At 71.5% G+C, this 25,843-nt stretch carries 19 protein-coding genes; 10 read left to right on the top strand and 9 right to left on the bottom strand.

Annotated elements, in window-relative coordinates; all coding sequences use genetic code 11:
- Positions 1–4 precede the first annotated feature (4 nt).
- Together GCN81_RS04695 and GCN81_RS04690 are read right to left on the bottom strand one after the other, a co-directional pair.
- Positions 5–631 carry a DedA family protein gene (locus GCN81_RS04695; protein WP_407697933.1) on the bottom strand — a complete coding sequence of 209 codons (627 nt, stop codon included), beginning with the start codon at positions 629–631 and terminating at the stop codon, positions 5–7.
- On the bottom strand, positions 628–1,401 hold the full coding sequence (locus GCN81_RS04690) for an MBL fold metallo-hydrolase (protein ID WP_156722155.1): 774 nt from the start codon (positions 1,399–1,401) through the stop codon (positions 628–630). The genes GCN81_RS04695 and GCN81_RS04690 overlap by 4 nt, the downstream gene beginning before the upstream one ends.
- A 102-nt stretch (positions 1,402–1,503) precedes the next feature.
- Between GCN81_RS04690 and GCN81_RS04685 the strand changes: the two genes are divergently transcribed.
- On the top strand, positions 1,504–1,908 hold the full coding sequence (locus GCN81_RS04685) for a hypothetical protein (RefSeq protein WP_156722154.1): 405 nt from the start codon (positions 1,504–1,506) through the stop codon (positions 1,906–1,908).
- On the opposite strand, the gene GCN81_RS04680 is transcribed toward GCN81_RS04685, so the two are convergent.
- Positions 1,893–2,480 (bottom strand): TetR/AcrR family transcriptional regulator, encoded by a 588-nt coding sequence (locus tag GCN81_RS04680; RefSeq protein WP_156722153.1) that lies wholly within the window; start codon positions 2,478–2,480, stop codon positions 1,893–1,895. The two genes, GCN81_RS04685 and GCN81_RS04680, sit on opposite strands and share 16 nt — an antisense overlap.
- Before the next feature lie 121 nt (positions 2,481–2,601).
- On the opposite strand from GCN81_RS04680, the gene GCN81_RS04675 reads away from it, so the two are divergent.
- The 4 genes from GCN81_RS04675 (at position 2,602) to dnaK (ending at position 7,929) form a co-directional block, all read left to right on the top strand.
- Positions 2,602–3,042, top strand: coding sequence for a hypothetical protein (locus GCN81_RS04675; RefSeq protein ID WP_156722152.1), 441 nt, complete (start codon positions 2,602–2,604; stop codon positions 3,040–3,042).
- A 163-nt stretch (positions 3,043–3,205) separates the two neighbouring features.
- Positions 3,206–5,287 carry a phage holin family protein gene (locus GCN81_RS04670; RefSeq protein WP_407697932.1) on the top strand — a complete coding sequence of 694 codons (2,082 nt, stop codon included), beginning with the start codon at positions 3,206–3,208 and terminating at the stop codon, positions 5,285–5,287.
- Positions 5,288–5,477: 190 nt separating this feature from the next.
- Positions 5,478–5,906: an OsmC family peroxiredoxin gene (locus tag GCN81_RS04665; protein ID WP_156722151.1), complete on the top strand. Its 429-nt coding sequence runs from the start codon at positions 5,478–5,480 to the stop codon at positions 5,904–5,906.
- A gap of 145 nt (positions 5,907–6,051) precedes the next feature.
- The gene (gene dnaK, locus GCN81_RS04660; RefSeq protein ID WP_156722150.1) at positions 6,052–7,929 is read left to right on the top strand and encodes a molecular chaperone DnaK; all 1,878 of its coding nucleotides are present in this window, start codon (positions 6,052–6,054) and stop codon (positions 7,927–7,929) included.
- Positions 7,930–8,002: 73 nt separating this feature from the next.
- Here dnaK and GCN81_RS04655 read toward each other — a convergent pair whose 3' ends face one another.
- From GCN81_RS04655 to GCN81_RS04645, 3 genes are all read right to left on the bottom strand, one after another.
- A complete protein-coding gene (locus tag GCN81_RS04655) occupies positions 8,003–12,922 on the bottom strand; it encodes a DNA repair ATPase (RefSeq protein ID WP_156722149.1) in 4,920 nt (1,639 codons plus the stop codon).
- Between the two features lie 152 nt (positions 12,923–13,074).
- Complete coding sequence (locus GCN81_RS04650) at positions 13,075–15,153, bottom strand: SPFH domain-containing protein (RefSeq protein WP_156722148.1); 2,079 nt, start codon at positions 15,151–15,153, stop codon at positions 13,075–13,077.
- Positions 15,154–15,258: 105 nt separating this feature from the next.
- Positions 15,259–15,909: a hypothetical protein gene (locus GCN81_RS04645; protein ID WP_156722147.1), complete on the bottom strand. Its 651-nt coding sequence runs from the start codon at positions 15,907–15,909 to the stop codon at positions 15,259–15,261.
- Between the two features lie 485 nt (positions 15,910–16,394).
- Here GCN81_RS04645 and GCN81_RS04640 point away from each other — a divergent pair, with 485 nt between their 5' ends.
- A complete protein-coding gene (locus tag GCN81_RS04640; protein WP_156722146.1) occupies positions 16,395–16,814 on the top strand; it encodes a hypothetical protein in 420 nt (139 codons plus the stop codon).
- Here GCN81_RS04640 and GCN81_RS04635 read toward each other — a convergent pair.
- Entirely contained in the window at positions 16,804–17,709 is a 906-nt protein-coding gene (locus GCN81_RS04635) for a helix-turn-helix domain-containing protein (RefSeq protein WP_156722145.1), read from the bottom strand. The genes GCN81_RS04640 and GCN81_RS04635 overlap by 11 nt on opposite strands.
- Before the next feature lie 87 nt (positions 17,710–17,796).
- On the opposite strand from GCN81_RS04635, the gene GCN81_RS04630 reads away from it, so the two are divergent.
- From GCN81_RS04630 to GCN81_RS04625, 3 genes are all read left to right on the top strand, one after another.
- Entirely contained in the window at positions 17,797–18,102 is a 306-nt protein-coding gene (locus tag GCN81_RS04630) for a 4a-hydroxytetrahydrobiopterin dehydratase (protein ID WP_156722144.1), read from the top strand.
- A 76-nt stretch (positions 18,103–18,178) separates the two neighbouring features.
- A complete protein-coding gene (locus tag GCN81_RS32835) occupies positions 18,179–18,493 on the top strand; it encodes a class I SAM-dependent methyltransferase (protein WP_325065091.1) in 315 nt (104 codons plus the stop codon).
- Between the two features lie 139 nt (positions 18,494–18,632).
- Positions 18,633–19,580, top strand: a complete 948-nt coding sequence (locus GCN81_RS04625; protein WP_156722143.1) for a class I SAM-dependent methyltransferase — start codon at positions 18,633–18,635, stop codon at positions 19,578–19,580.
- Between the two features lie 32 nt (positions 19,581–19,612).
- Here GCN81_RS04625 and GCN81_RS04620 read toward each other — a convergent pair whose 3' ends face one another.
- Positions 19,613–20,986, bottom strand: coding sequence for a glycosyltransferase family 39 protein (locus GCN81_RS04620; RefSeq protein WP_231626369.1), 1,374 nt, complete (start codon positions 20,984–20,986; stop codon positions 19,613–19,615).
- 246 nt (positions 20,987–21,232) lie between these two features.
- Between GCN81_RS04620 and GCN81_RS04615 the strand changes: the two genes are divergently transcribed.
- A complete protein-coding gene (locus tag GCN81_RS04615) occupies positions 21,233–24,946 on the top strand; it encodes an nSTAND1 domain-containing NTPase (RefSeq protein ID WP_156722141.1) in 3,714 nt (1,237 codons plus the stop codon).
- A 5-nt stretch (positions 24,947–24,951) separates the two neighbouring features.
- Here GCN81_RS04615 and GCN81_RS04610 read toward each other — a convergent pair whose 3' ends face one another.
- Positions 24,952–25,752 (bottom strand): aldo/keto reductase, encoded by an 801-nt coding sequence (locus GCN81_RS04610; protein WP_156722366.1) that lies wholly within the window; start codon positions 25,750–25,752, stop codon positions 24,952–24,954.
- Positions 25,753–25,843 lie beyond the last annotated feature (91 nt).

Genomic DNA, 25,843 nt, shown 5'->3' with positions numbered 1-25,843 from the left:
CGCCTCACGCCTCACGCTCGCGCGGCCCCCGCACCCGCCGCCACACCCCCGGCGCGCCGCTGATCAGCACGGTCAGGACGACCACCGCGATCAGCCCCTGCCACGGCTCGGCGAACAGTGAGCCACCCAGGATGCCGATCAGCTGGTACGTCGCCGCCCAGGCCAGGCACGCCGGGCCGTTGCCCCGGATGAAGCGGCGCAGCGGCATGCTCGACAGCAGGCAGGCGAGCATCACCGGAATACGGCCCGCCGGAATCAGCCGGGACGCCACCAGGACCGCCACGCCGTGATCGTGCAGCTTCGCCTGGGCCCGGGCGAGGCGCTCGGCCGGGGCGCGGTCGTACAGGGCCTTCAGCCAGCGCGAGCCGTTGCGCGAGCGCATCCCCCGCTGCCCGAGCCAGTACAGGCAGACATCGCCGGTGAACGCGGCGAGCGCGGCCACCAGAAAGACGAACAGCAGCGTGAGCGGCTCCGTCTGGTGGAAGGCCACCACCGCGGCCGAACTCACCACCGCCCCCGTAGGCACCACCGGCACCAACGACCCCAGCACCACCAGCACGAACAGTGACGGATAGCCGACCGCCTGCGTCGTCGTCTCCGGCGTGAGCGCGGCCGCCGCGGCGAGGATCACCTCGCGTCCTCGGGGCGGACGCTCTCGCCGTGCCCGAGCAGATGCACCGCCACATCCGGCGCCCGCAGCGCCGCCTGCCGTACGAACTCAATCCCGGGCCCGTGGAACTCGTGCGGCCGCACGGCGTCCAGGCCGATCGGCCAGTACGTCCCGTAGTGCACCGGCACCGCGCTGCGCGGCGCGAGGCGGGCCAGCGCCCGGGCGGCCTGGGGCGCGTCCAGATGCCCGGCGCCCAGGTACGGCCCCCAGCCGCCGACCGGCAGCAGCGCCACCTCCACCTCGCCCACCGCGTCGGCCATCGCGTCGAACAGCCCGGTGTCCCCGGCGAAGTACGTCCGGGCCTCGCCGCTCACCACATAGCCGAGCGCGCGGCAGCGCTGCGGCCCCAGCGGCAGCCGCCGCCCGTCGTGCCGCGCGGGTACGGCACGTACCGTCACGTCCCCGATCCGTACCTCGTCCCTGGCCTGGACCTCGGTGATCCGCAGGCCGTCCAGCTTCCGCAGTCCCGGCACCGCCGCCGATGCGCCGCGTGGCACCAGCAGCCGGGTGCCGGGCGCGAGCTGGGCCAGCGAGGGCAGGTGCAGATGGTCGGCGTGCAGATGCGAGACGAGTACGGCGTCCGCGACGGCCGCCCGTGGTGGCGGCACATCGCCGCGGCGCCTGCGCAGATGTCCCAGGCGGCGCGCGAAGAGCGGGTCGGTCAGCACTCTCACCCCCGCATCCTCGACGGTGCAGCTGGCATGGCCCCACCAGGTGATCTCCACCGGCACGCACCGGCTCCCTTCGATTGCTTCCGTGGGCCCACGGCCACTGCCTACGAGCGTACGGCGAGTAGTAGTGTCTGCGGCGAAGGCCGAGGCGAGGGAGACGGCATGGCCGAGATCCGAGTCGCGGCGATCGCCAGCCTGACGCCGCTCGAGGAGCTGGACAAGGACCCCTTCCTCGTGGACTGCCGCAGTCAGCACGCGATGTGCGCGCACTGGGCCGCGGACCGAGGCTACGTGGTCACCCGGGAGCTGCTGGTGTACGGGCTGCGCACCGATCACCGCAGCCTGTGGGCCGACGTCGAGGCGGGTCTGGTGGATGTCTTCGTGGCGCCCAGCCGTCGCGTACTGGAGCGGGCGTTGGTGTCCGTGGACGACTTCAGCGCGGAGTGCGCGCGGCGGGGGGTGCGCCTGGAGACGGCGGGTCTTGACGAACCCGCCTACGACGCCGGGATGAAGGCCCGTGTGCACCGCCGCCTCTCGATGCCGACCGCGGGCTACGACGGCAGCTGACCCGGGGAGTGGGTGGCCGCGATGCCGTCGACCAGCGTGTCCAGGCCCTGTGTGACCCGGTCCAGCGACCAACCGCGGTGCTCCCGCTGGAAGTCGAGCAGACCCGGCGTGTACGCCATCAGCAGCAGGTCCGCCAGATAGGCGCTGTCCGCGCCGGGAGCCAGTGCGTCGAGGAGCTGGCTGACCTGCTCGTGATGTCGGCGGAACGGGCCGCTGTGGTAGCGGCCCGCGGGCACGCTGGCCTCGGCGAGCAGCAGCAATTCCCGGTTGTCGTCGGCTAGTTCGGCCAGCCCGTGCAGGAAGGCGCGCAGCCGTTCCCGGGGTGGGGCGTCGGCGTGTGTGGCGAACTCCGCCTGGAAGCGGGTCTCGTTCTCGTCGATCAGCTCGTAGACCAGCCGCGCGCGATTCTCGAAGCGGCGGTACACCGTGCCCACCCCGACTCCGGCCTCCTTGGCGACCGCGTCGAGGGAGAGCGAGGCCGCGCCTTGGGTGGTCAGGACGCGGGCTGCCGCGTCCAGGATCTTGCGGCGGTTGCGGGCGGCGTCGGCGCGTTCGGGGCGAGCTGTGGTCATGGCCCCGAGGGTAGCGGAGAGTTCTCCGCTTAACCTGCCCCACCCATTGCCAACCGGACGGCTCTCCGCTTAAGGTCGGTCAAGCGGAGAGCTCTCCGCTTAAGGATGCGAAGGAGTCGTCATGTCCCCTGCCCCCGTGCTCAACAGCCAGCTCATCGGCCTCGCCCACTACGCGACCGTGCCCCTGCGCGAGCGCCTGCTGGCCCCGTCCCGCATCACCTTCCCCCAGTCGATCGCCCTGGGCGCCCTGGTGACGGGTGACGGACCCGTCGAACGTGGCGACCTCGTCGACCAGCTGACCGCTGCCCTGAAGATCGACGAAGCGGCGGCGCGTGAGACGCTCGCCGACCTGACCGCCGCGGGACTGGCCGACCAGCCGCCCGGCGAGGACTCCCGGCTGCGCGCCACGGACCAGGGCCGGGCGCTGCACGAGGGGTTCCGTGCCCAGGTCGCCGACCTCGCGAGCCGGATCTACGGCGACATCCCGGCCGCCGACCGGGAGACCACGGCTCGCGTGCTCCTCCTGGTCACCGAGCGGGCCAACGCGCTGGCCGCCGAGTAGCACCGCCGAATACTGCCGCCGAACAGCACCGCCGGGTAGCGCCGCCGAGCAGCACCGCGCTGGCCCCCGCTTCCGTCGGCCCCCTCTCTCGGTGTGCCACGCTGGGAAGAGAGGGTCGGCCGCACCGTGCCGGGCCCCACTGTGGACGCGAGCGGAGCGTGGCGTGGCCGAGGGGCGGTGGCGCGGGGCGGGGGGCGCCCTGTGGCGGATGGTCGTCGTATGGGGCGTCAGCACGCTGACGATGCTCGTACTCGCCGGAATCCTGCCGGACTTCCAACTCCAGTCGCGGGGCGGCGACAGCGCCACCCGGGTCGGCATCACGGCCGCGATCGGCGCCGGGGCCTTCGGACTGCTCAGCGCCCTGGTGTGGCCGCTGCTGGTCAGAGCCCTGCTCCTGGTCCCGGCCCTGGTACTCGGCCTCCTGGTCTTCTTCCTCAACGGCTCACTCCTCGGCCTCGCCCTGCGGCTGATCCCCGACGGTCGCGGCCAAGCCGACCTACAGACGGCGATCGTGGTCGCCGCGGTGATGTCCGCCGTGGCCTCGGCGACCTCCACCGCGCTCGCTGTACGCGACGACAACGCCTACCGCCGCAGGCTCTACCGGCTCGCCGACCGGCGCCGCCGCCGCGCCGTCGCGGTGGCCGGGCCGAGCGCCCCGGGCACGGTCTTCCTCCAACTGGACGGGGTCGGCCACGACGTCCTGCTGGCCGCCGTCGAGAAGGGGCTGATGCCGACTGTCGCCCACTGGCTGGAACACAGCCACCGGCTCACCCCCTGGCGCACCGACTGGTCCAGCCAGACCGGAGCCAGCCAACTCGGCATCCTGCACGGCTCGAACCACGACATCCCCGCCTTCCGCTGGTACGAGAAGGACACCCGGCAGGTGATGGTCTGCAACCGGCCCGCCAGCGCGGCCGAACTCCAACGCCGGGCGGTGCGGCGCACTGGCGGCCCCGGGCTGCTCGCCGTGGACGGCGCCAGCCGCGGCAACCTCTTCGGCGGCGGAGCCGACCAACTGGCCCTGGTCCTGTCGGTCGCGGCCCGTCGGGAGCGCGGACGTCGCTCACGCGCCGGGTACTTCGCGTATTTCTCCGACCCCGCCAACGCCGTCCGTACCGCGATGTCGTTCGTCGCCGAAGTCGTCCGGGAGATCGGCCAGTCCACCCGAGCGCGGCTGCGCAAGGACTGGCCACGGGTCAAGCGCGGCGGGCTCTACCCCTTCATCCGCGCCTTCGCGACCGTCGTCGAACGCGATGTGGTGGTCTCCGCGGTGATCGGCGACATGCTCGCCGGGCGCAACGCCGTCTACGCGGACCTGGTGGCGTACGACGAGGTGGCCCACCACTCCGGGCCGTGCGGCCGGGACGCCGAACAGGTGCTGGCACGCCTGGACCGGTCACTCGCCCTGATCGCCAAGGTCACCGAACACGCCCCGCGTGGCTACCGGATCGTGCTGCTCTCCGATCACGGGCAGAGCCCGGGCGAGACGTTCCGGGCCCGCTACGGACTCACCCTCGGCGACCTCGTCAAGGCCGGGTGCGGACTGCCCGTGCCGCGCCGGGCCCGGCGTACCCACAGTGGTGCCGAGGCGCGCGCTGCCGTGCTGACCGCCCTGCACCGGCCCGTTGAGGAGGACACGGACCAGCCCCGTCCGGCGCGGCACTCCGAGCCCGTCGTCCTGGCCTCGGGCAACCTCGGCCTGATCTCGTTCCCCGATGTGGCGCACCGGATGACCCGCGAGGAGATCGACCGGCGGCACCCGGCGCTCCTGCCCACGCTCGCCAACCACCCCGGCGTCGGGTTCCTGCTGGTACGCGGAGAGCGGCACGGCGCTCTGGTGCTCGGGGCGCACGGCGCGGAGGTCCGCCTGGACGACCCTGACCCGGTACGGCGCGACGCGGACGTGGCGGAGCTGCTGGCCGCCTTCGGTCCCGGCGCCGCCGACGCCGTACGCCGTACCGACTCCTTCCCGCATGTCGCCGACATCATGGTCAACTCGTGGTGCGACCCGGTCAGCGGAGAGGTACTCGCCTTCGAGGAACAGATCGGCTCGCACGGCGGACTCGGCGGGGCCCAGGGGCGACCCTTCCTGCTGGCCCCCCGCGTCCTGTCGGACCCGGTCCCCGACGGCGGTGAGCTGGTCGGCGCCGAGCAGGTGCACCAGGTGCTACGACGGTGGCTGGCCGAGGCTGACGGGCCGCAGGTGGCCAGGGTGGTACGGGAAGATTCCAGACCGGATAGTTAGACCGTGTCCTATCCGTTGTGGTGAGGCGGGCGAGTGTCTCGCGGAACCCGGTTTACCCCGGTCTACGGGGCTCGGCCCTGTGGGTTCGCCCCCCTCCCGTTCACCGCCCGTGGTCCGGTGTTCCACATGAGGTAACGGCAGGTGTGATCGGATAGGTGGAGCACTGAGCCCCACACCGAAGGGAATCATCGTGGCAGCCACGCGCAGCGCGCACACCGTCTGGACCGGCAGTCTGCGGGAGGGTGAGGGCGAGGTCGCCCTGGACTCGTCCGGCATCGGTCAGTACCCGGTCTCCTGGCCGGCCCGCACCGACGAGGCGGCGAACGGCAGGACCAGCCCCGAGGAGCTGATCGCCGCCGCCCACTCCAGCTGCTTCTCCATGGCCCTGTCGGGGGCTCTGGCACGGGCTGGGAACCCCCCGACCAAGCTGGTCACCCAGGCCGACGTGACGTTCCAGCCCGGTAGCGGCATCACCGGCATCCGGCTCACCGTCGAGGGCTCCGTACCCGGAATGGACGAGGCGGCGTTCGTCAAGGCCGCCGAGGACGCCAAGGTCAACTGCCCCGTGAGCCAGGCCCTCACCGGCACCACCATCACCCTTTCGGCCACGCTCGCCTGACACGCTCGCCTGAACTGGCACGGCCAGCGCGTTCACCCATCCCGGTGGGGCTTACAGAGCCCACCGGGGTGTCGTACCTGTTGACAAGGCGCCGCTCAAGTTTTGTGCTGGAGTGACAGGCACTCCGCAGCGGGAGAGGACTGACATGGTACGAGCGGTCGGCATCGATCTCGGTACGACGAACTCCGTGGTCGCCGTCCTTGAGGGGGGTGAGCCCACCGTCGTCGCCAACGCCGAGGGAGCGCGCACCACCCCATCCGTCGTGGCCTTCGCGAAGAACGGCGATGTGCTGGTCGGCGAGGTCGCCAAACGGCAGGCGGTCACCAACGTGGACCGTACCGCCCGGTCGGTGAAGCGCCATATGGGCGAAGCCGACTGGCGGTTCCCGCAGGAAGGCTCGGTGGACGGCACCCGGCTCACGGCGCAGGAACTCAACGCCCGCGTGTTGCAGAAACTCAAACGGGACGCCGAGTCCTACCTCGGAGACGATGTCACCGACGCGGTGATCACCGTCCCCGCGTACTTCGACGACACCCAGCGCCAGGCCACCAAGGAGGCCGGTGAGATCGCGGGCCTGAAGGTGCTGCGCATCATCAACGAGCCGACCTCCGCGGCCCTCGCCTACGGTCTGGACCGCGGCGAAGAGCAGACCGTACTGGTCTTCGACCTCGGCGGCGGCACCTTCGACGTCTCCCTCCTGGAGATCGGCGACGGCGTGATCGAGGTGAAGGCCACCAACGGCGACACCCACCTCGGCGGTGACGACTGGGACCAGCGGATCGTGGAGTACCTGGTCAAGCAGTTCAAGAACGGCCATGGCATCGACCTGTCCAAGGACAAGATGGCGGTTCAGCGGCTGCGCGAGGCCGCCGAGAAGGCCAAGATCGAGCTCTCCTCCGCGGGCGAGACGAACATCAACCTGCCCTACATCACGGCCTCCGCCGAAGGTCCGCTGCACCTGGACGAGAAGCTGACCCGCCCCCAGTTCCAGCAGCTCACCCAGGACCTCCTGGAGCGCTGCAAGACCCCCTTCCACCAGGCCGTCAAGGACGCCGGGATCGAGCTCTCCAAGGTCGACCACGTCATCCTGGTGGGTGGCTCGACCCGGATGCCCGCGGTCACCGAACTCGTCAAGGACCTCACCGGCAAGGACCCGCACAAGGGCGTGAACCCGGACGAGGTCGTCGCGGTCGGCGCGGCGCTCCAGGCCGGAGTGATCAGGGGTGACGTCAAGGACGTACTGCTGCTCGACGTCACCCCGCTGTCCCTGGGCATCGAGACCAAGGGCGGCATCATGACCAAGCTCATCGAGCGCAACACCACGATCCCGACCCGGCGTTCTGAGGTCTTCACGACCGCTGAGGACAACCAGCCGTCGGTGGGTGTCCAGGTCTTCCAGGGTGAGCGCGAGATCGCCGCGTACAACAAGAAGCTCGGCGTCTTCGACCTCACCGGACTGCCGCCCGCGCCGCGCGGCGTCCCCCAGATCGAGGTCACCTTCGACATCGACGCCAACGGCATCATGCACGTCTCGGCGAAGGACCTGGCCACCGGGCGCGAGCAGAAGATGACGGTCACCGGTGGCTCCGCGCTGCCCAAGGACGACATCGACCGCATGATGCGCGAGGCCGAGGAGTACGCGGACGAGGACCGCAAGCGCCGCGAGGCGGCCGAGACCCGCAACCAGGCCGAGCAACTGCTGTACCAGACCGAGCGGTTCGTCCAGGAGAACGGGGACAAGATCCCCGCGGAGACGAAGAGCGAGGTCGAGTCGGCGATGGCCGCGCTCAAGGAGAAGGTGGAGGGCGAGGCCAGCACGGAGGAGCTGCGCACGGCGACCGAGCGGCTGGCGACGGTCAGCCAGAAGATGGGCCAGGCGATGTACGCCGGGGCGCAGGGGCAGACGCAGGGGCCTGAGGGGGCCTCCGCCGAGGGGGAGCCTTCCCCGGGCGAGCAGCAGGACGACGTCGTCGACGCGGAGATCGTCGACGACGACAAGGACACGAAGGGCGGCGCGGCGTAACGTACCGTCGCCCGGCCCGAAGCGCCGCCCGGCCTGAAGTGCTTGAACTCAGGCCGGGTGGCTCTTGCGTGGCTCAGACCTCCGGTTCCGGCGCCCGCGCCGCGTGCCGGGCCGTCGGGTTGGCCATCAGCTGGCGCGGGTCAGCCGCCCGGGTGATCGCCGACTCGACAGCCGCCACCCGGTCCGCGAGCAGCCCGATCGCCGCGACCGCCCGCGTCATTGGGTCGTCCTCCGCGCCCCCGAGTGCCTGGGCGCGTACGTAGGACGCGGTCAACTCCGCCCAGCGCGCGGCCTGTTCCGGTGTCAGCGTGCCGCGGAGCGCGGCCAGCTTCAACAGGTTGGACTCGGCGCCGGTGGTGAGGGTCTGCGCCTCGCCCGTGTAGTGGTCGTCGATGACGGCCGCCAGTTCGGCGTCGTTCATCACGGGCACGATCCGCTCCGCGATCTTGTTCATGTTGCGGTACGAGCCCTGGAGCTGGAACGGCGGCTCGCTGCGCGTCGCGTCACTCTGCCCGGCCGAGGCGATATACGCCTCGTTGACGGCCAGCACCGTCCGCCGCGCGGTGAGCAGATGGCGCAGTACGGACAACACCCGCTCCAACTCCGCCGGGGCGTACGGGTGTTGCAGCCGGTCCGGGTGCGCCGTCGGGTCATCCTGCGCGAGCCGCACCAGGAGGTCGAGGTCACCGCGGTCGCGTCCGGCGAGCGGGGCGAGCACGGCGTTCGAGGTCAGCGCGTTCTCGACGAAGCTGTACGCGAACACGTCCTCCTTGCCCGACAGCACGTCACCGAGGTTCCACACATCGGCACGGTTGGCGAGCATGTCGGGGATACGGAAACGCTGTCCCGACTCGGTGTAGGGGTTGCCCGCCATGCAGACCGCGAAGCGCTTGCCGCGCAGGTCGTAGGTGCGTGTGGTGCCGTTCCAGACGCCCTCCATCCGGCGCTGCCCGTCACAGAGCGAGATGAACTTCTGTAGCAGCTCCGGCGAGGTGTGCTGGATGTCGTCCAGGTAGAGCAGGGTGTTGTTGCCCGCCTCCAGAGCAAAGTTGATCTTGTCGATCTCCTGGCGCGCGGTCGCGTTCGGTGCCTCGGCCGGGTCGAGCGAGGTGACGGTGTGCCCGAGCGCCGGACCGTTCACCTTGACCAGGACCAGGCCGAGCCGGTCGGCCACGTACTCCATGAGCGTCGTCTTGCCGTAGCCGGGCGGCGAGATGAGCAGCAACAGACCGTTGCTGTCGGTGCGCTTGTCGGCATCCGCCGTGCCGATCTGCTTGGCGAGGTTGTCGCCGATCAGCGGCAGATACACCTCGTCGATCAGACGGTTACGGACGAAGGCGCTCATCACCTTCGGCTTGAACTCCGACAGCCGCAGCCGCTCGCGCTCCGCGCTCACCAAGCTGGTACGCCGCTGCTGGTAGGCCCGGAAGCCGGGCACGCCGACACGGTCGAACTCGCGGGTACGGGCCAGGAATTCGTCGATCCGGACGGTGAGCGCGCGGCCCTCGACGCGCGAGTGCGCGCCGAGCAGCCCTTCGACCCGCTCGGCGAGCGGCGCCGTCGACTCGTACCGCTCCAGGTCCGGGCACAGCTCGATGACGACCGCTTCGGCGAGGTCCCCGGCGTCGACCCGCTCGCCGGACGACGCGGCGTACGAGCCGAGCCAGGCCTCGACGAGCTGGCGCCGGGCGCCGGTGTCCGCGAGCTGGCGCAGATCGTCGTCGTACGCCGACGTGTCCACGGCGTGCCGGAACTTGTCGACCAGGCCGCGGGCCGCCGAACTACTCGCGAAACCACCGGTGTTACCCGCCAGCTCCTCGAAGAGGTACTCGGCGGCGAGCGCGAAGTCCACGCGCGCGCGGGGGCCGGTGGCGGGCGCCGTGACGCCGTCCGCCATCGCCGCCGCCAACTCCGCCTGGAGATCGGTGATCGCGGGGGCGAGGCCGAACGTCTCACGGGCCCGCGCCATGGACACCGCCCGGCGCGTCCAGGTGTCCCGCTCGGACTCGGTGGCCCCCAGTGCCCAGAACTCCTGGGCGGCGGCCCGCTCCACGGGAGCGAACCGCAGCAGCCCCGCCTCGCTGTGCAGCCGCACCAGCGCCGCCAGGATCAGCGCGGCGTCATGGTCGTGCACGCCCCGCTCGTAGCCCTCGTCGTACGCCTCGTCCGCCGCCCCCCGTACGAGGGACGCCAGATCCGCCGACGCCAGCGCGGCGGCCCCGTGCTCGGCGAGCAGCCGCGCCGCCAGGTACTCCGCGCGATACACCTCGGGCGACTCGGACGGCAGCAGTCGGTCCCAGTACGGGCGGGTCTCGGCGAACGCCGGGTCGGTCACCGGGGCCCGGTAGTCCGTACCGGTCAGCGCGAAGGACAGGCCCTCGCCCCGCGGCACCAACGTCAGGTCAAGTGCCTGCGTGTTGACCGCGAACCGGTGCTTGCCGAGCCGGATCACGGCCCCGCCGTCCGAGTACAGGTCGGACCGGTCGCGCAGCGCGCGGGACGCCTCCTGGCGGGCCGCCTTGAGACGGCCGTCCAGCTCGTCGGAGCGCACCTGGTCGCCCAGTTCACGCAGCTCGTCGGCGGTCCGCAGGACCTTGGCGACCATCGGGTCGGACGCGAAGTACGTGTTGATCGCGTCGACGTCGGCGAGCTGGGCGGCGCGGCGCGTGATGGTCTCCAGGACCCGCGCGGCGGACTCGGCGAGCCGCTCGGCGTGCCGGGCCCTGGCGTCCTCCAGGGTCTGCTTGCGGGCCGAGAACGCCTCGTACACCTCGCTGCGCTTCTCGCCCAACTCGGCCAGGAAGTCGTCGAATTCGGCGAACCGCGACTCCAGGTTCTCCAGCTGGAGCAGCAGTCGCGCCAACTGCTCCTCGCAGGCCGTCGGCGTGTCCGCGGCGGCCAGCGCGCCCGTGACGGCCTGGCCCAGGAGCGCGAACTCCGCTGCGAACTCTGCCCGGCCCTCGCTGTCGAGCAGGTCCCTGCGGCGCGCGGCCAGCGTGGCGCGGGCGCGGTTGACGCCCCCGAGTACCTCGGCGATCCGCTCCAGGATCGACGTACGCACGGTGGCGTCACCGATGTCCAGGCCCGCGACGGTCTCGGTGAGGACCTGAAGCCCCTCGGTCCGCTCCTCCAGCGTCACCGCCACCGGGTCGGCCTCGGCGACGGTCGCCACCGCATCGGCCTCGGCGACCAGGCGCTCCACCTCGGCGTGGTAGTCGGTGAAGGCGTCGTCGCGTTGCAGGAACGCGACCGCGCGCTGCGCGGTGGTGGTGATGTCGGCTTCGACGTCCTCGGACAGCGCCTCGATACGCTCGGTGTCCGCGTACCGCATCTCCTTGAGGGTGATCAACTGCCCCTGTGCCTGACGCAGTTCGGTGAGCCCCGTCACCCACTGCTCGGCGGTGCGCGGCGCCTCACCGCGGATGCGGCGTACCAGCGTGGCGAGCCGCGCGGCGGCCTCGTCCAGCGCCTGCGCGGCCTGCCGGGTCAGCGCCTGTACGGTCTCGAACTCGCCCAGCACCTGCTCGGCGGTGGCCCGCACCTCGCTGAGCGGCGCGTGCAGATCGCCCACCTCGGCCTGGCCGAGCCAGTGGTACTGGTCGGCGGCACGGGTGCAGGACGCGACCAGGGCCTCGTAGACGCCGCCGGCGGGGGTGGTCTCGGTGACGGCGCGGGCGATGGACAGACAGTCCGAGATACCGCGTACCAGGTCGGCGTTGCCGATCCGGGCCAGCGGGCCCTCGCCGAGGGGCGCGGACGCGGCGTGCGTGTCGGAGACGTACGGGCTCTGCCACAGCTGGAGGGGGTGCACCCGGGCCGGTTCGTCGGAGTCGGCGCGCAGCACGATCAGCGTGCCGTCGTCGAACAGCGCCCAGCCGTGGCAGGCGAGCGGGGTGGCGACTTCCTTGCGGATGACGTTGTAGGGCAGCAGCAGGCTGCGGCCTTCCACACGCGCGTGGAAGGCGAACAGGACGTCTTCGCCGTTGGGGGAGCGCAGCATCCGCTCGAACTCGAGGTCCGCCACCGGGAAGGCATGGGTGTCGAAGGCCTTGGACGCGCCGGTGGCCAGGCAGTAGCCGCCGGGGAAGATGATGCCCTGGTCCTCGGGGAGCCGCCGGCAGGCCTGCCCGATGCCGTCCAGGCGCACCACCGTCTTGGTGGTGGTGTTGTAGACGAGGTAGCGGCTGGTCTCCTCCTTGTACGGGCGGATGCGCAGCAGGATCAGCGCGCCCACGCGCGCGTACGCCACGTCCGCGTCGGCGAGCGACTGCAGCGGCTCGTCGACGGGCTCGGAGAAGACGCCCTCGCCGGACTCGGTGTTGTCCTCGATCTTGACGGTGAGGGTGCCGCCGACGGTCTCGACGAAGACCTCGCCGCCGATGGAGATGTGCGGGTGGCGGCCCAGGACGTGGTCCTCGCGGGTCGCCTCGGTCCACTCGAAGTCGTGGGACGGCGGGAAGACGTGGTCCTTGTCGCCGCGCGCGTCCAGGAACTTCGCGGTGCCGTCGGCGCTGACACTCCAGCGCAGGACGCGGATGTCGGAGGCCTTCTCGCCGGTCTGGAACACCGCGAGCAGCTTGCCGTCGATGTGCCGCAGCTGCAGCAGGTGCGCGTCGCGGTAGTAGCGGTACAGCGCGGTGAACTCGCGGACGAACGCCGGGTCGTCGAGCAGGCCGGGCAGCGCGTCCTCGGGCAGCCGGTTCAGCTCGTGGTCGTGCAGGGCGAAGACGTCGCCGACCGCGGTCTCGGGCTTGAGCCCGATGAAGACGTTGTAGCCGAAGAGCAGCTTGCCGCCGACGGAGGCGATGTCGCGCGGCACGCAGTTGTTCTCCGTGCGGATGCGCTCCGTGCCGGTGAGCTCCAGCTCGGTGGAGCCGAACGCCTCGGTGCGGCGGGTGTTCAGCGCCTCGGCGCGCCGGGCGAGTTCGGTGGCCTGTCCGGCCAGCCGGTCGCGCAGTACGTCGTACGTACCGGCATCCAGACCGGTTTCCATGTTTCTGCTCCCTTTCGGGGAAGGGGGGGGCCGGGAGAGGGCGTGCCAAGGAATGGCGGGCCGGGGGGTGGAGGGCCGGGGGATGGCGGGCGCCGGGTGGGCGGGCCAGGGCCGCCGCCCGTGCGGCGGCCCTGGCCCGGTCCAGCGGAGCGTCAGGCCTTCTCGACGCCGTTCAGCGCGGCCACCGGGGTGTCGGCGAGACCCAGCTCGCCCGCCTTCTCAAGGAGCTCCTTGAGCTGGCCCGTCTGCGCGCCACCCGACTGCATGAGCTTCATCAGCAGCGCCGAGACGGTCAGGTTCTGCACGTCGGAGCTGGACACCGAACCGAGCATCCGGCTCAGGTCGTCGGTGAAGTTCGCCGAGCCGTCCAGCCACGGACCGGCCAGGGACTGCGCGGTCTTGGAGTTGTCCATGAAGCTGTCCACGCTCTTGCCGAGCGAGATCGAGGAGACCAGCCGGTCGAAGAAGACCGACTCGCCGCCGACGATGTTGATGTCGGCGCTCTCCAGACCGGCGGCGATGACCGAGGCCTGCGCCTCGGCGACCCGCTGCTGCACCTCGATACCGGCCAGCCGGATGTCCTTCTCCGCCTCCAGGCGCAGTCGGTACTCCTCGTGCGTACGGGACGCCTCGTCCAGCGCCGCCATCGCGGCCGCCTTCTCGGTCAGGCCCGCGGCCTCGGCCTTCAGCTTCTCGCCGATCGCCGCGGCATCCGCCTTGGCCTGTGCCTCGGCGCCCTCGGCGACGGCCAGGGCCTTGGCACGCGTGCCCTCGGCCTCGGCGCGCAGCCGTGCCTCGGTGGCCTCGGCCTCGGCGCGACCGGCCTTCTCGATGGCGTCGGCCTCCTTCTCGCGGACCTGGACGAGCGCCAGGCCCTCGGCGGCGGCCTCGGCCTGGATGCCCTCGGCGAGCCGCAGCTTGGCGCGGGCGTCCAGGTCGGACGACTTCAGCCGGGCCTCGGCGAGGGTGAGCTCCTCGGCCGCGCGGTGCGTCGCGGCCTGCTCGGAGGCCTCCGCGGCCTTGATGTCCTTGACCAGCTGCTCCTGCGCCTCGGCCTCGGCGGCGATGATGATCGCCTGGCGGTTGCGCTCCGCCTCCTCCACGGCGCGCAGCTTCTTGATGGACTCCTCCTGCTCGGCGACCGTACGGTCCACCGCGATCCGCTCGCGGACGACCTCGGCGATCTCGCGCTTCTCCGCCTCGACCTCCTTGTCGGCGGCGATGCGGGTCAGCGAGGTCTCCCGCTCCCGGGCGATGACCTCGAGCATCCGGTCTTTCTCGATGCGCTCGGTCTCGATGGCGATGACCCGCTCGCGGTTCTTCTCGGCGACCGCGACCTCACGGCCCTGGTTCTCACGCTGGATGCCGAGCTGTTCCTCGGTCTTCAGGAACGCGGACTGCGCGCGCAGCCGCTCCTCCTCCACCACGCGCGCCGTCTCGGCCTCCTCGCGTGCCCGCGCGGTCTGGATCTCGCGCTGCTGCTTGGCCTCGGCGTCGGCCTGGCGGCGCTCCAGCTCCAGGATCGCCTCGCGCGCGTCGACGTTCTGCCGCGTGGTCTCCTTCTCCTCAGTGCGCTGGTACTCGTTGGTGCGCACCCGCTCCACGGCGGTCAGCTCGGTGATCTTCCGGATGCCCTGGGCGTCCAGGATGTTGTGGCTGTCCAGCTGCGCGAGCGGCGTCTGCTCCAGGTAGTCGATCGCCGCGTCCTCCAGGCTGTAGCCGTTGAGGTCGGTGCCAATGACCTGGATGATGCGGTCGCGGAACTCGTCGCGCTTGGTGTAGAGGTCGGTGAAGTCCAGCTGCTTGCCGACGGTCTTGAGCGCCTCGGAGAACTTGGCGTTGAACAGTTCCTGGAGGGTGTTCTGGTCGCTGGCGCGCTGGGTGCCGATCGCCTGCGCGACCTTGATGACGTCCTGGGTGGTCTTGTTGACCCGGACGAAGAACGAGATCCGGATGTCGGCGCGGATGTTGTCCCGGCAGATCAGCCCGTCCCGGCCGGTGCGGGTGATGTCGATGGTCTTGACCGAGATGTCCATGACCTCGGCCTTGTGCAGCACCGGCAGGACGACCTGCCCGGTGAAGGTCACGTCGACCTTGCGCATCTTGGAGACGATCAGCGCCTTGCCCTGCTCCACCTTGCGGAACAGCCGGGTGAGGCAGAGCAACAGGACTATCGCGATGATCAGGACAGCGGCGATGAGCACGCCGATGCCCGTAGAGATGGCTTCCATGAAGAATCCTTGAGTCAGTGCCGGAGTTCCGCTCAGGCGGTGGCGGCGCGAGGGCCGCGTCAGGCAGTCCGGGTCAGGCAGTCCGGGTCTGGGAGTGGTGTCGCGTCAGGCAGTGGTGTCGCGTGGGTCGAGCAGTTCGCCGAAGGTCGGGTGGGGCGCGGCCCAGAAGAATTCGCCCGCGTCGTCGTAGGCGTACAGCAGGGCGGTGCTGCCGAAGGTCAGCGCGTCTGGGGGATGGGCGGCCAGGTCCTCGGCGGTCTGCCGGACCTGTACGACGGCCGTGGAGCCGTCGTCGGCGGCGACCTCAGCCTGACCGAATCCGTCGTCCACCCGGCTGGTGCGGATGGTGCAGGTACATCCCACGAAGTCGAGCCGGGACGGCGGGGGTTCGTCGGGGAAGAGCGAGCTCAGCGGTTTCAGGAACAGGCGCGTCAGCCGCCAGGAGGCCAGTACGGCGAAGACGAGTACGCCGAACGCGGCCGCGGTGGCGGCGGCGCCGGTGACGCCCCAGCGGTCCAGGAGCACCGTGCCGACGAGGCTGGTGAACCAGGCGAACACCGTCAGCAGCGAGACCGCCACCGTGACCGGCACACCCCCGAGCCCCGCCGCGCCGATCCCCGTGCCGCTGTCACCGTCAAAGGCGTCCGTGTCCGCCGCGCCGAACGCGGCGAGCAGCCAGAAGCAGAGCACCACGACCAGCGCACCGGTGAACAGGACCGTGGGAAAACTGATCGCGGCATGCAGGAACTCACCCATCGTCCCGCCCCCCATCCCGTGTGCCGTGCCGTGCTCAGGCCGACTTCATGTCCACGCCGAGCGATTTTCAGCCACCCTAGTGGAAGCCCCGGCATGCTCGATTCCCCGGCCGGTGCCCGCGCCCGTCTCCTGTCGAGTGCCAGGGAGTCGCGCTGTTCGCCGCCGCCATCGTGACAGAAGGACGCGTCCGCTGGCACTGCCGGTTCCCGGCAGTTTTGGCGCGCTCTTGTATGCCGGGAGCGCTACCGCGGACGTGACGGACGTGAGGTTCCGGCCCCGCTGGACGCCTGGAACGTTGCCGAGGCGCGGCAAGCGGCGGATCAGCGGTGGTTCAGCGGCGGCGCCGTGCCGGGGGTGCCGGGGGCATTACCTCGCACGTAATCGACCGGCCCGGCGACGCACGGCATGGTCTTCCCTAACGGAGCGATACACCCGACCGAACCCCGCTACCGATACCCCCCGATCTCGACGGAGGCTGAATCCGTATGTCGACTTATCTGTTGACCGCGCTCGCCCGCACCACCGAGCCGCGCATCATGCTGCGCCGCTTTCTCGCCCTGGACGCCGTCGTCACCGCCGCCAACGGCCTCGCCTACGCCGCCGCGTCGGGCCCGCTCGGGCGGCTGCTCGGCATCGACTCCACACTGCTGCTCGTCGCCGGTGCCTTCCTCGTCCTGTACGCGGCCGGGGTCGGCTACCTCGCCGCCCGCACCCAGCCCCCAGCCCTCGCGGTCCGCGCGGTGATCGAGGCCAACGCCGCCTGGTCCCTGCTCAGCCTGGTCGCCCTCGTCGCCTGGCTCTCGCCGACAGTGGCGGGTGCCGTGTGGATTCCGCTGCAGGCCGCCGTCGTGGCGGGCTTCGCCGCGCTGCAGTACGTGTCGCTGCGCGCCAGCCTCAGGGCATGAGCGAGCGCAGGTACGTGACCGTCGCCGGGTCGGCCGGGAGCAACGTCTCGATGGCCAACTCGGCGACGGTCACGTCCATGGGCGTGTTGAACGTGGAAATCGAGGACACGAAGGACAGCACCCGCCCCTCGTGCTCGATCACCAACGGCAGAGCGAAGTACGGGACGCGCGTCGCCGGGGCGTCGGCATCCAGGTCGTCGGCATCCAGGTCGTCGGTATCGTCGCCGAGCGACCTGGAGCCGGACGCCGCCCCCGGCGCCGGATACGCCGCCACCTCCTCGTACAGCGCCCGCAGCGCGTCGGACCGCTGGAGCGCGATCTGCCGCTCCATCTGGTGCAGCAGATGCCCGCGCCATTCGGCCAGATTGCGGATCTTCGGCGCCAGGCCCTCGGGGTGCAGCGTGAGCCGCATCGCGTTCAGTGGCGGCGCCAGCAGCCGCTCCGGCATCCCGTCCAGAAGCATCGCGATCCCCCGATTGGCGGCCACCACGTTGTACGTCGCGTCGACGACCAGCGCCGGATACGGCTCGTACCCGCGCAACAGCCGCTCCAGTCCCTCGCGCAGCACCCCCATCGACGGGTCGTCAAGCGGTGTCTCGGAGAAGCGGGGCGCGTATCCGGCCGCCAGGAGCAGCGCGTTCCGCTCCCGTACCGGGACATCCAGGTGCTCGGCGAGCCGCAGCAGGAACTCCTCGCTCGGCCGCGACCTGCCGGTCTCCACGAAGCTGACGTGCCGGGCGGAGGAGTCCGCGCGCAGGGCCAGCTCCAGCTGGCTGATCCGACGCTGCTCCCGCCAGCCGCGCAGCAGCGGACCCACACCGCACTTGGGCGCGGGGGTCCCGGCCGTCCCCCTGCTGGCCTTACCTTTTGCCTTGCCGGATACGACGGTTGTCATACCGGGACGGTAGTACAGGCCGCGCCGGTCTCCAGCTGTCTGTGGCACGCTGAGCGGAACTGCCCGACAAGCGAAGGAGCGCCGCCCATGCCCGTCGAACCGCTGTCGCAGAAAGATATCGAGGACCGGCTCGCGGAGCTCCCCGGCTGGTCACTCGAAGGCGACCGGATCGCCCGCACATACCGCCTGGCCTCGCACTTCGCGGCGACCGCGATGGTCGTACACATCGCCCAGGTCCAGGAGGAGCTCGGCCACCACGCGGACCTCACCCTGGGCTACAACACCATCGCGCTCACCGTGAACACCCACAGCATCGGCGGCGCCGTCACCCACCTGGACTTCAACCTGGCGCACCGCGTGGAGCAACTCGCCCCCGGCCACGGCGCGAGCTGACCGCCGCACGCTCGACTACTCCGCCGAAGCCGCGGCACTGGACCTGATCCCGCCCACCGCGCGCTCCCTGCTCGACGTGGGCATCGGCACCGGCGCCGTCCTGGGGGACAGCCGCCGACTGCCCTTCCCGGACGGCACCTTCGACGCCGTGGCCTTCGTCTGGGTGCTCCAGCTCGTCCCTGAGGCGGAGCAAGGACGCGGGCCACGACGTGGGCTGCGACATCGCTCCGGTGGGCGAGACCCGCTTCACCGGTCACGGGCAAGGGCGCTCCCCACGACCCTACGGCCCAGGCGGTGCGCGCGGGCTACTACGCCTCCCGCCTCAGCGTGCGGGGGCGCGGCTGCCGAGTCCCTCGCCGTACGGCTCGAAGCGCTACGCGCCACCAGCTGAGAACGCCCGCCATCACATTTTGCCGAAACCGCAACGATCGTGGTCACTCCGGAAGCCCGCGACGCACACTGGCGACACCCCGGCGCGCCCCGGCCCCACGGCCGACCCGCGAGGACCGGGCGACGAGAGGCGGACACCCATGAGCGGCCAGCACCACGCCCAGCGCCACGCTCACACCCAGCCGCACGACCACACCCAGCCGCACGACCACACCAAGCCGTACGACCACACACACCCCGACTGGGACGCCATGAGCGAGGCGATCGAACGCCGCGCGGAGGTCTACGGACCGCTCTACACCCAGGTACTCGACGCCCTACGCGAGCAGCTGCAGCCGCAACTGCCGTCCGCCAGCGCTCCGCGCCGCATCGTCGACGCGGGCAGCGGCCCCGGCGTGCTGACCTGCCGCCTCGCCGAGACCTTCCCCGAGGCCGAGGTCATCGCCGTCGACTCCGCCGAGGGCCTCCTGAAGCGGACGATGGCACGCGCCGCGAACGCCGGACTCGACGCACGCGTACGGACCCAGCTCGCCGAACTCCCCGACGGCCTGGCCGACCTGGGCACCGCGGACCTCCTCTGGCTCAGCCACTCCCTCCACCACTTCGGCGACCAGCGAGCCGCGCTCGCCGACTGCGCGCGCACCCTCAACCCCGGCGGCACCCTGGTCCTCGTCGAGGGCGGGCTCAACGCGCGCTACCTGCCCCGCGACATCGGCATCGGCCGTCCCGGCCTGCAGTCCCGCCTCGACGCGGCCCACGAGGACACGTTCACCGAAATGCGCGAGGCGCTCCCCGACGCCAAGGCCGACCCCGAGGACTGGCCCGCCCTCCTCACCTCCGCGGGCCTACGCCACACCGCGACCCGCAGCTACCTCCTGGACCTCCCGGCCCCCCTGAGCTCCGACGCCCTCACCCACATCACGGAAACCCTCACCCGCTACCGCGACTCCCTCGCCGACCGCCTCGACCCCGAAGACCTGACCACCCTGAACCGCCTCCTCGACCCAGCAGACCCAGCCAGCCTGCGCCGCCGCCCGGACGTCTTCCTGCTCAGCGCCCAAACGGTCCACACCGCGGTCAAGGCGTAGAGCCTCTGTCACATCCCCGGCCGCTCAGCCGGTCAGCAGCGGCCGGGGCGCGCGTACACCGTGACCTGGGTACTCGCGACCCGCCGTGTCAGGCAAGGTCCGAACGCGTCCCGCAGGACGCGCCGCTTAGCCGCCTCGCGTTCCCGCTCCGCCGCGTCGAGTGGTGCGCTCCCCAACTGGCTGACCACAACAATCCGCCCGCTGGCCCGTATCCGGCTCTCGATCCGGGCCGGGGAGGCCTCGGTGCCGTACAAGGTGCGCGAGGAGACCGGGTCCCGATCCAGGGCTACGTCCCGAAGACCCGGCTCCGGAGGCGGCCACACTCGGCGTCGTGTCGGCAGATAGAGCACGGCGTCGCCCGGGGCGGCATTCTCCCGGATGGCCTGGGCGACCGCCGTGACATCGTCGCTGCGGCTCTGCGGGGTCCGAAGCTGGACCGCGGTCGGCACCAGCGCGGCCACGGCGCCCGCCGCCGCGAGCGCCGCCACCACCCGCAGCCGTCCGCGCTCCAGAGCCCAGTCGAGCGCAGCGCCGAGCAGCAGCGCGAGGCCGCTCAGTCCGTACAGCACGTAGCGGTCGACATAGAGCGGCTTGACCAGCGACACCACCATCAGCAGCCCCGTGGGCACGATCAGCAGCGCCAGCGCCAGCCTGCGCAACGCGGCGGGTGCGAGGACCGCGCACACCAGCCCGAGCCCGGCCACCCAGGCGAACCCCCCATACGAGCTCCCGCTGACACCGCCGATCCATGCCACCTGAGCCGACTGTCGCAGACTCACCACGACCAGCGGCACGAGCCCCGCCACCACGCATCCGGCGGCGCTCGCCCACGCCCGCAGGGTTGCCCCGGGCACTGCGAGACCGTGCGCCACCAGTGCCAGCACGGCGAACTCGTGCAGCAGACAGGCACCCAGCATCAACGCCGCGTACCAGACCCACACCCCGCCACGTCGCCGCCCTTGGGCCATCGCCCGCACCAAGGCGTACGTCGCCCACACCACCAGGGCGCACACCAACGCGTACGAACGCCCCTCCTGCGCATACCGCTGCACCGCTGGCAAGAGCGGAAAGGCCAGCGCGGCGAGCAGCCCGGCCCGTGGCGACACCAGCGTCCGTCCCAGCATCGCCACCCCGGCCGTCGCCATGGCCGTCGCCAGCACGGACGGCAGCCGGAGCACCGGCACGCCGTCGCCGAAGACGCCGTACAGCGCGTGCATCAGCAGGTAGTACAGGCCGTGCACCGCGTCGATGTGCTGCAGAGTGCCCCAGAGCTCGGGCAGTTCGCGCCGGGCGAGCGCGTCGGTCGCGGCCTCGTCCAGCCACAGGCTGCCGCCGCGACGCAGCCCCCACAGGCCGAGCACGAGTGACAGCAGCGCGGGCGGCAGGACAATCCAGCGCCGCCGCACGGGTGGGCGGGCGCGGCGCTGGACCTGAAGGACGCGGCCGCGGGCGGCCGGACGGGAGGTCTGAACGGTGGTAATAGCAGGCTCCGCTGGGCGTGAGGAAACGGGAAGTGACCAGCTCAGCCGCCATCGGATTGTTAAGCAGCCCATCGGCGGGCGATTATCAATTGCTAGCGTGATCCAGGCTGTTGGACAGTGCTGGGAGGGTCGGCCGGGGTCGGACAGGCAGGCGAGGGAAACGGGGGCGGTATGGGGCGACGGGAGAAGCCGCTCGATCCCACCGCGGGCACGGTCCAGCAGTTCGCGTACGACCTACGCACGCTGCGCCAGAAGGCGGGCAACCCGACCTACCGCGCGATGGCCCAGCGCGCCGGGTACTCGGCGCCCACTCTGTCCGCGGCGGCCGCCGGTGAGCGGCTGCCCTCGCTGCCGGTGCTGCTCGCCTACGTGAGCGCGTGTGACGGCGACCGCGCGGACTGGGAGGGCCGTTGGCGGGAGGCCACCGCCGAGCCCGCCCTGTCCGCGCCGGATGAGTCCCCTTCTCCGTACCGCGGTCTAGCCCGCTTCGGCCCCGACGACCGGGCCGTCTTCTTCGGCCGTGACGCACTCGTCGCGGAGCTGGCCGAAGCGGTCGCCCAGCATCGCGTCGTCGCAGTCGTCGGCGCCTCAGGGAGCGGCAAGTCGTCCCTGCTGCGGGCCGGACTGATCCCGGCCCTGCGCGAGGAGACCGACGCCGCACGGCGGCTGGCCGCCATCCGCGTCCTCACCCCGGGAGACCGGCCCGCCCACGCCCACCGCGCCCTCCTCGCTCCAGCGGCGGGCGAGGGGGAAACGCTCCTGGTGGCTGACCAGTTCGAAGAGGTCTTCACGCTCTGCCGTGACTCCGCCGAGCGGGCCCGGTTCATCGACCTGCTGCTCACCGCACGCGCCCCCGACAGCCGCCTGCGCGTGATCATCGTGGTGCGCGCCGACTTCTACGGGCGCTGCGCCGAGCATGGCCCGCTTGCCGACGCCCTGCGCGCCGCGAACCTCCTGGTCGGTCCCATGACGCCGGAGCAGCTCAGGGAGGCCGTCGTCCGTCCCGCTACCACCGAACGGCTGGTGGTGGAACGCGCGCTGACCACACGCATCGTGTCCGACGTGGCGGCCGAGCCCGGGGGCCTGCCGCTGATGTCGCACGCCCTGCTGGAGGTCTGGCGCCGACGCCGTGGCCGTACGCTGACCGAGGCCGCGTACGACACGATCGGTGGTGTCCAGGGCGCCATCGCGCACACCGCCGAGGGCGTCTTCGCGGATCTCACCGAGGCCGAGGCCGCCGTGGCGCGCTCCCTGCTGCTGCGGATGGTGTCGCCAGGCGACGGCACCCACGACACCCGCAGGCCAGTAGCCCGTGCCGAACTCCCCCCGGACGGCGACGGCGTACGGGAACGACTGGTGCGGGCCCGGCTGCTCACCGTGGACGGCGACATCGTCGAGCTCGCGCACGAGGCGCTGATCACCGCCTGGCCACGGCTGCGCGGCTGGGTCGAACAGGACCGGGAGCGGCTGCGGTTACACCGCGCGCTGACCGAGGCGGCGTCCGCCTGGGAGTCACTCGACCGAGACCCGGGCGCCCTGTACCGGGGGGCGCGGCTGACCGCCGCACGCGAAGCGTTTGGCGACAACCGGACTGAACTCACCGAACGTGAGTGGGAGTTCCTGGAAGCTGGGGTCGAGGCCGAGGACCAGGGCGTACGCGCGAAGGCCCGCGCCGCCCGCAGACAGCGCGTCCTGAGCGCGGCGCTAGCCGTGCTGCTCTGCCTCGCCGTGGTCACCGGCGCGTTGGCCTGGCAGCAGAGCCGCGACAACGCCCGGCAGCGCGACGAAGCCGAGGCGCGCCGGATCGCGGGTGTCGCCTCGGCGCTGCGGGACTCCGATCCCCGTACGGCGATGCGCTTGAGTGTGGCGGCCTGGCGGATCGCCGACCTGCCAGAGACCCGGGAGGCGGTCAGATCGGCCAGCAGCCAGCGGCAGATAGACGCGTTCGCCCCGACCGGTCGTGCGGTCGCGGCGAACACGCCCGGTCACCTCAGCGCGGACGGCCGCATCCTGGTGACCGTCGCCCGGGACCGGCTGGTGCGGTGGGACGTACGAAATCACCAGCGCATGGGAGAGTACGCCCAGCCGGAGCCATCGAAGACCCTCGCGGATGTAAGCCCTGACGGTCAGCGGGTGGTGCACATCACCCAACGTGGAGTCCTGGTACAGGACATCGGCGCGCGCCGAGCGGGGAGTCCGGACTTCGGTGGTGGAGGCTGGAGGGACACCGAAGCCAGGTTCGGGCCGAGCGGCAGAACCGTCCTCATCGAGCGGCGGCGGGCCGGCGGCTTCACCGTCCAGGTGTGGGACAGTGCAGCGCGCCGCCTGCTCGTGCAGGCCACGGGTACGGGAGACGAAGAGCTCTCTGGGGTGCTGAGCCCGGACGACCGGCTGCTGGCCGTCTGCTCGGATCGGGGAGAGCGGCTCACCCTGTGGGACGTCACCCAGCGACGCAGGCTGCCCAGCGACGTGCCCCGCACGGTGGAGCGACAGCTCTGCGCGGCCCAGGAGTTCACCTTCACCCCCGACAGTCGCGCCGTCGCCTTCCCGGTCTCCGACGGCATCCGCACCTGGGATCTGCGCGCGGGCCAGGAGCGCCCGAAGATCAAGCTGCCCGGCATCCAGGGCGCCGACGTGGCCTTCGGAGCGGACGGCGAGTACGCGGTCACCCGGTCCCACGGGGACCGAGGGGGAGAGATCGCGCTCTGGCGGACCGACACGCCGAACTCCCCGATGCTCCGGCACCCACTCGACAGCCGTACCACCGCTGACATCCGGCTGGACATGGCAGACGGCGTGATCCGCTACCGTGACACCCCCGCCGTGGTACGCACCCTCGACATACGCGACGCCCTGGCCACGAGCCAGCCACGCCCTCGTCCGTTCGACAGCGCACGCTTCAGCCCCGACGGGCGCACGCTGGCAATCACCCAACCGCGCGGCGGAGACCTGGAATTTCAGCTCCGCGACGCGCGCACCGGGAACCTCGTCGCCACCCTGCCCGGCCGGGCCTGCCAGGACTGCGCGCGGCATCTGGCGTTCTCCGAGGACGGCCGCGGTCTCGCCTACGCGGCCGGTCTCGGCGGCGCACGCGGCACCCGCATCCGGCTGTGGAACCTCGAGGCCAAGCGTCAGACCTGGCAGACGACCTTGCGGGCCCACCCCGATCGCCTCGCGGTATCACCCGGTGGCGACCGCGTTATCGCTGCCGGACAGCCCGCGGGGACGATGGACAACGACGACTGGCAGCTTGAGGTCTGGCAGCTCGACGGCCGCGCCCCCACCCGGCTGCTGCGTGAGTCAGCGGACGGAATGCCCAGCACGCTCAGCCCCGACGGCCGTCTGCTGCTCACCGATGACGGGGCGCTGCGTGATCTGACGACGGGCAGCACGGACCAGGTGGTGCGTGGCGAGGACATGCTCTGGGCCGCGGCCCAGAGCCCCGACGGCCGGTATCTCGCCGCGGCGGACCGCAAGGGCAGACTCACGCTCTGGGATACCCGCGGCACCGACGAAACCCGCGACGCCCGCCGTCTGGCGGTCCTCGCCTCCGGCGAGTACGAGGAGCAGGCACCGCCGGTCCTCTCCTTCTCGCCGGACGGCCGCTATCTGGCGGCCGGGTCGGCGGACGGTTCCGTACGGCTGTGGGAGACCGGTGCTCCGGGGCTGCCCGGTGGCTCGATACCGGGGGCGGGGGCGCCGGTGCTGGCCATCGGGTTCAGCGGGAGCGACCTACGGGTGGCCACCAGCTACCTCCCCGTCCGTACCGTCACCATGTCCCTAACCCGCGCGGCCAGCGCCGTCTGCGACCGCGCCCACGGCGGGCTGTCACGCGACGCGTGGCGTGCGCACCTGCCCGCCGTCGCGTACCGGACGACCTGCTGATTCCGTCAGTTGTAGTCGAAGGTGTCCGGATTCGGGCCCAGGCGGCGGCCCTCGTCGAGAACGGCGATGGCCGTGAGGTCCTCGTCGTCCAGCTCGAAGCCGAAGACGTCGAGGTTCTCCCGAATCCGGGACGGGGTCACGGACTTGGGGATCACGATGTTGCCCAGCTGGACGTGCCAGCGGAGCACGACCTGGGCCGGGGTGCGGTCGTGCTTCTGGGCGATGGCGACGATGGTCGGGACCTCCAGCAGGCCCTTGCCCTGGCCCAGCGGCGACCAGGCCTCGGTCGCGATGCCGTGCTCGGCGTGGAACGCGCGGGGCTCCGACTGCTGGAACTGCGGGTGCAGTTCGATCTGGTTCACCGCCGGGACCACCGAGGTCTCGTCCAGCAGGCGGCGCAGGTGCGCGGGTTGGAAGTTGGAGACACCGATCGCCTTCGCCCGGCCGCTGCTGGCGATCTCCTCGAACGTCCGCCAGATGGCGAGGAAGTCGTCGCGCATCGCGCGCGGCCAGTGGATCAGGTACAGATCCACGTAGTCCAGGCCCAGCTTGGCCAGCGACGCGTCGAACTCGCGCATCACGTCGTCGCGCTGCCACGTCTGTGACGCGCTGTTCCACAGCTTGGTGGTGACGAAGAGCTCGTCGCGGGGGATGCCGGACGCGGCCAGGGCCTTGCCCGTGCCCTGCTCGTTCTCGTAGACGGCGGCCGTGTCGATGCTGCGGTACCCGGCCTCGAGCGCGGTGCCGACGGCCCGCGTGGCCTCCTCATCCTCGACCTGCCAGACACCGAAGCCCAGCTGGGGCATCTCGACGCCGTTGTTGAGGGTCTTGCTCGGGACCTTGCTGCTCACGGGTCTCGTTCCTTACGTGGTCGTGTGGGACCTCCATCCTGAACGA

Origin of the sequence: Streptomyces apocyni (genome assembly GCF_009739465.1) — a bacterium.
Classification (GTDB): domain Bacteria; phylum Actinomycetota; class Actinomycetes; order Streptomycetales; family Streptomycetaceae; genus Streptomyces; species Streptomyces apocyni.
Note: the sequence above shows the minus strand (reverse complement) of the source record. Positions and strands in the feature narration are given on the sequence as shown.